Origin of the sequence: Desulfosarcina sp. (genome assembly GCF_041551955.1) — a bacterium.
Taxonomy (GTDB): Bacteria; Desulfobacterota; Desulfobacteria; order Desulfobacterales; family Desulfosarcinaceae; genus Desulfosarcina.
Map to the genome: position 1 here is coordinate 1 of NZ_JBFELV010000372.1, position 5173 is coordinate 5173.

General features: G+C 56.9%; 5 protein-coding genes. All 5 read right to left on the reverse strand.

Annotated elements, in window-relative coordinates; all coding sequences use genetic code 11:
* Positions 1 to 75: 75 nt before the first annotated feature.
* On the reverse strand, positions 76 to 504 hold the full coding sequence (locus tag ABYV26_RS20370; RefSeq protein ID WP_372683198.1) for a VOC family protein: 429 nt from the start codon (positions 502 to 504) through the stop codon (positions 76 to 78).
* 48 nt (positions 505 to 552) lie between these two features.
* Positions 553 to 1638, reverse strand: a complete 1086-nt coding sequence (locus ABYV26_RS20375) for a calcium/sodium antiporter (RefSeq protein ID WP_372683199.1) — start codon at positions 1636 to 1638, stop codon at positions 553 to 555.
* 392 nt (positions 1639 to 2030) lie between these two features.
* Positions 2031 to 2843 (reverse strand): mechanosensitive ion channel family protein, encoded by an 813-nt coding sequence (locus ABYV26_RS20380; protein ID WP_372683200.1) that lies wholly within the window; start codon positions 2841 to 2843, stop codon positions 2031 to 2033.
* A 9-nt stretch (positions 2844 to 2852) separates the two neighbouring features.
* On the reverse strand, positions 2853 to 4076 hold the full coding sequence (locus ABYV26_RS20385; protein WP_372683201.1) for a hypothetical protein: 1224 nt from the start codon (positions 4074 to 4076) through the stop codon (positions 2853 to 2855).
* Between the two features lie 88 nt (positions 4077 to 4164).
* Positions 4165 to 5173: mechanosensitive ion channel family protein (locus ABYV26_RS20390; RefSeq protein ID WP_372683202.1), on the reverse strand; the 1009-nt coding region annotated here is incomplete at its 5' end.

Here is a 5173-nt window from a genome sequence, read left to right on the forward strand (position 1 = left end):
TGTTAGCCATTGATGCGCATGGCGGAAGAACCGTATCCGTGGTCGGGGGCTGCCCGGTGGTCAGGTCCGGCGGGCTCAGGACCCGAGCAGGCACTTTTCAGGATCCTGCTTCGACTCATAGTAACGGGCTTCGACCAGGTTGCCTTCAGGGTCATTGAAATAGATCGATGTGCCTGTTCCGCGGGCTCCCCAACGGGCCACCGGTCCCTCAACGATACCTGTTCCGTTTGCCTGGAGCCGTTGCATGAGTTCCTCCCACTCGCGCCTGTCCAGGGCAATGCAGAAATGGTTCAGCACCGTCCGGCCCCGCTCGAGATTGGATTCCTTTTGCCACAACCGCTTCGGAAAAAGATCAATCACCGTATTCGCATTCAGCCGTACCGACGGAAAGGGCACCTTGCCGGCGCGGTATGCATCCAGTCGTTCATTCGGCATTTTCAGTACATTCGAATAGAAGGCAATCATCTTCTCGTCGTCCTCCACGTTCAAGACAATGTGATCCATTAAACATTCCATCTTCGGTCCTTTCCCAAATCGGCACCGTTTTCGCCATCACTCCGGTGCGCTTTTTTTTCTCCTGCGCATTTCTCGCACCGATACAACAATCAAAGTGACCACGGTCAGCGGAATCACGAAATATAGCATGGCTGCACTGAATCTTGGCAATGCATCATGGTGGGCTGCAGCCAAGATGAGGTAAAGGGTGTAGACCACATAATACCCCAGCAGCAAGGCACCTTCCGGCCGACTGATCACACCGCCGGTAAAGAATATGGGCAGGCATGCAAACGCCACGACAATCATGACCGGAATATCGAATCCGACGACCGCAGCCGACAATTCGATCCCGGTGGGCGCAACGATGCTGGCGACGCCAAGCACCCCCATAAGGTTGAAAAGGTTGCTGCCGACGACATTGCCAACGGCGATGTCCCGCTCGCCGCGGATAGCCGCAATCACTGAAGTAACCACTTCCGGCAGAGATGTGCCGGCCGCAACGATCGTCAATCCGGTAACCAGTTCGCTGACCCCCATATACTGGGCAAAGAATACCGCTCCATCGACCAGCCAGCGTGAACCGAGCACCAGTAGGAATAGGCCGCCAAGGATAAAGAATATATTTTTTAGCCAGTTGTCATTGGCACGACCTTCATTCCCGAATTCCTTGGCGTATTCATCTTTCACCTCGATGCTTTCTTGGCGGCTTTGGAAAATCAAAAAACAGACGTAAATGGCGAGACCAACGACCAGCATGAGGCCTTCGGTGCGACTGAATCGACCATCCATCGAGAAGACCAGAACAATAAACGAGAGCGCTATCATCAACGGCACATCGAACCGGACCAGTTGTTGGGACACAACCAGTGGCCCAATCAGCGCGGAAAGGCCTAAAATGAAAAGAACGTTGAAGATATTGCTTCCAACGACGTTCCCCACGGCAATGCTAGCCTGGCCGGACAGTGCTGCTTTGATGCTAACCGCAAGTTCGGGCGAACTGGTGCCGAACGCCACGACGGTAAGCCCGATGACCAATGGCGATATGCCAAAACCAGCCGCTAAACGGGACGCACCATTTACCAACGCTTCGGCACCTGCAATCAGGAAAACCAATCCAGCGGCGAATAGAAAAATCGTCATAGACACCTTACATCCATTTATCACCGCCCAACACTTCCATCAAGCAGCGTTGCTGTGGGGGTAAGTCGTTCTGACCATATAACCAAGCATTTTAGATCCGTACATTACTTGAATAACCCATCTTTGGCGCGTCTTCCACCCAAACTGACCATAACGAGTGGTTACAAACTGGAACCGTATACCGGAACCTCCTCTGAGAATTCAGCGTAATCGATTTTCCACTCAGCTTCAAGGACAGGACTATAGCGTCGGTGCCAGTTCAGCCACAACCGGTTGCGGCCATGCAACCTTCCAGCCGGCAGGTCTTCTTCCCAAACCGGGGTCGTTTCAAACACCACCGGTCTTATTGGACCGTTCGGGAGGGCATGCTTCGCTATCCGCGGCGGGGTCGTTTATGCCGGTAACTGCGAGACCACGGGCATGTTCGTAAATTCCACACCCATCTCAATCAGCGCGGCTTTGCCGCGAACAGTCATATCGGTGATAAAATGAAACTGTTGGCGCGGATCGATCGGGTAGGCCTTGAGACGATAGTGCGTTCCCCAGGGCTTTTCCAGAACGATCACGTTGATCGGCTTGTCGATCTGCAGAAACGCGCTGGTCAAGGCCACATCGTGGAGCGTGTGCTTGACCTGCGCCGCGTCGTGGCGGGGATGGAGGTAGAAGTCGGCCACACACAACAGGTTCTGCCCGCCGTCATTGGCGTTGAAAATCAGCTGGTCCCACAGCTTCAGGTGGGGAATGACCACCACGGTATCGTCGGGGGTGACGATTTCGGCACTGCGCATGTCGATGGATTTTACTTCGCCATAGGCCCCGTTGACCTCGATCCAGTCGCCGGGGCGATAGGGTGCTTCATATAGGGTCACCACGCCGGCAATCAGGCTGCTGATATAATCTTTGAACGCAAAGCCAAGCGCCAGCCCCATGGCCCCCAGCGAGACCATCAGGTTCTCGATCGTCGGTTCGATCACGCGGGTAACCGTCAGCAACAGGGCGCCAATGATAACCACCAGCCGCAGCACCGGCACCGAGGCCAGCAGATAGAAACGAAACCGGCCGGAAACCCGGTTGGCCAGCAACGGCAACAGTCGCGTGGTCAAGGTGATCAACAGCCACGCCCCGAACACGATCAAACCGATTTGAACGAGATGGGCCTGACTCAACGTGCGAAAAATGGCGGATACGTCACCCGAGCCGTTCATACTTTTCTCCTAAAATTGATCAACCAGGTAGTCGCCTGCTTGAAGGAAATGGCGTACCGCCGGATAGCCTTGCGGCGTGACCTGCCAAACCGTCTCATCCTGGGCCACCAGCCCACTCTCTTCCAGATAAATCAGCGTTCCCATGATCCGGCCGGGAGACAGAGGCAGCAAGCGCTGCATCAGTTCGAGGGGCAGCCCGTTGTGCAGCAGCAGGGTGTGCAGGACGAACGCCTCGTCACGCCCGGCACCCGAAGGAAGGCCGGGGTGGGCCATCTGGAGCCAGGGCGTCACCCAAACGGTCTGGTTGGCGATCCTGCATACGGGGTCGTCAGCCTTGTCAGTCAGCTTTTCATCCGGCTTAGACTGCAGGTTGGCGCGCCAGATCGCCCGGGCAACCCCGCATATCCCCCGACTGTGGGCCGCCAGAAGCTGCAAAAAATTGCTGGTTTCACCGGATGCCTTTCCGGCCTCTGGCGGCAGCAGGACGTCTCGTCCGTCGTCTGATTGAAGAAAGCGCAGGGGCCTGTCGCCAGAAGCATCGGCCAGATCGCGGAAATGCCGCGCCAGGCGAGTTTCGTCGAAGGCCTGGAGGGTCACGGTGACGGGCACCCGACCGCGCCAGACGTGACGCAAAAAGGCCCAGGCCCAGCTGTCACAACCGATGATGCCGCGTCCCAGATTGCCGGCGTAAGCGTTGGCCAGGAAGCGGCGCACCACGGTTAAGCCCTCGGGGTGACGCAGATAGGTGCGCTCTAAACAGGGAAGCACCCAGGGGGTGTTTTCAATGATCTGTTTGGTCAGCCAGGTGTCCTCACCGGCCAGTATCTGCGCTGCCGTCGGCGGGGACAAAAGCGGCCATTGCTGCCTTTGTGCCCACGTCATAAGCGTCTCACAATGGCCGTTGTGGGGCGGTCCGACCATGACGACAACCGGTGAAACCGGCGTTTCCTGCACCAGCCAGTCTTTTAGTTCAACGTCCAGCGCCTCTGCAGGATCGTGCCATTCAGGAGTGGGTACAATGCATTCGAGCTGCCAATCGGGCAGCGCTTGAATGTTTTCTGCCCCTTCGAGAGGCGGTTCCTGCTCCTTTTCGCCGCGCCCAAAGAGGCGTCGAAAAAAGGTTAGCCGTTCTCTCACGCTTTGCGTGACGGGTGGGGCCGGGGGCTTATACTCGGCAATGGGGACATAGTCCCAGAGCAGCGGCGCTTCTTTTTCATTTTCAGACGTGGGCATTTTAATCGGCTCCGCATCATCGATTCAGTGGTCGTTGTTTTGCGTTGACTGGTGGTGTCCGGTCCGGAGTCATCCCCGTTCATCGGATCTACGGCGCAATTGAACCTTCACGGCGATCGACACCAGGCAATCCGTCCGGCTTGCCGGCGGTGAGAGGGGCAATAGGCGTGGCATCCGCCATCCCGACGGTCACCCGGTGCGGCGCCAGTTGAATCGTTTCAAAGGGCATCTCCACCCCGGCGGCCGTCAGTGCCTTGAAGACCTTTTCCCGCAACTCAAGGCTCTTTTTCACGTGTTCGCGTTCATTGTCGAGCCACACCTGCAGTTCCAGGGTTACGTTGTAGTCGTTGAGCTGGGTCACCACCACCCGGGGCAAAGGTTCGGCCATGAAGTCGGGATCGTCCTTCACCAGAGAGAGCAGAATCATTCGCGACCGATCCAGGTCTTCGGTGACCGCCACCGTGACGGCGATATCCAACCGTAAATGCGGAAAATTGGTATAGGACGTGACCGTTTTGTTCATGATCTCGGCATTGGGCACGGCCAGCATCCTACCGTCATTGGTCACAATCCGCGTGGTGCGCAGGGTGACCCGATCGACGCGGCCGTATTTGCCGTCGATTTCCACCAGGTCGTCGATGGTGAAGGGGCGATCCATGAAAACCAGGAAGCCGGAGATGATGTTGGACAGCGTATCGCGCAGGGCGAACCCGATCGTCAGGCCGGCCACCCCCAGAGAGCCTAACAAGGCCGTCGTCTTAATCCCTGCTGCGCTGAGCGCGGCGATCACGCCAATACCGAACATGCCGAACTTGATGATGGTCTCGGCAAAGGCGACGCTGGTCTTGTCAAGACGGCGCTTCAGGCGGGGCGCCAGGACCCGGTTCAATACCCGCCACATCAGGTAGAATATCACCAGAACAATAGCGGCAATGATGATATCGACGAGGAGTTCCCCGAGCAGCCGCCCGAGCCTTTCGATATCGAAATAGGCTTTCAGGCGGGTCAACAGGCTGTCCAGCAGGTGTCTCAACATATTTTCTCCTGGTGTTTGAATCCCTTTGCCACAGTGGCGATCCCGAATGTTTCGGGTCAAA

Coding starts and splice junctions, on each gene's coding strand:
- ABYV26_RS20370 (WP_372683198.1), bottom strand. CDS start 504: ATGGATCACATTGTCTTGAACGTGGAGGACGACGAGAAGATGATTGCC.
- ABYV26_RS20375 (WP_372683199.1), bottom strand. CDS start 1,638: ATGACGATTTTTCTATTCGCCGCTGGATTGGTTTTCCTGATTGCAGGT.
- ABYV26_RS20380 (WP_372683200.1), bottom strand. CDS start 2,843: ATGAACGGCTCGGGTGACGTATCCGCCATTTTTCGCACGTTGAGTCAG.
- ABYV26_RS20385 (WP_372683201.1), bottom strand. CDS start 4,076: ATGCCCACGTCTGAAAATGAAAAAGAAGCGCCGCTGCTCTGGGACTAT.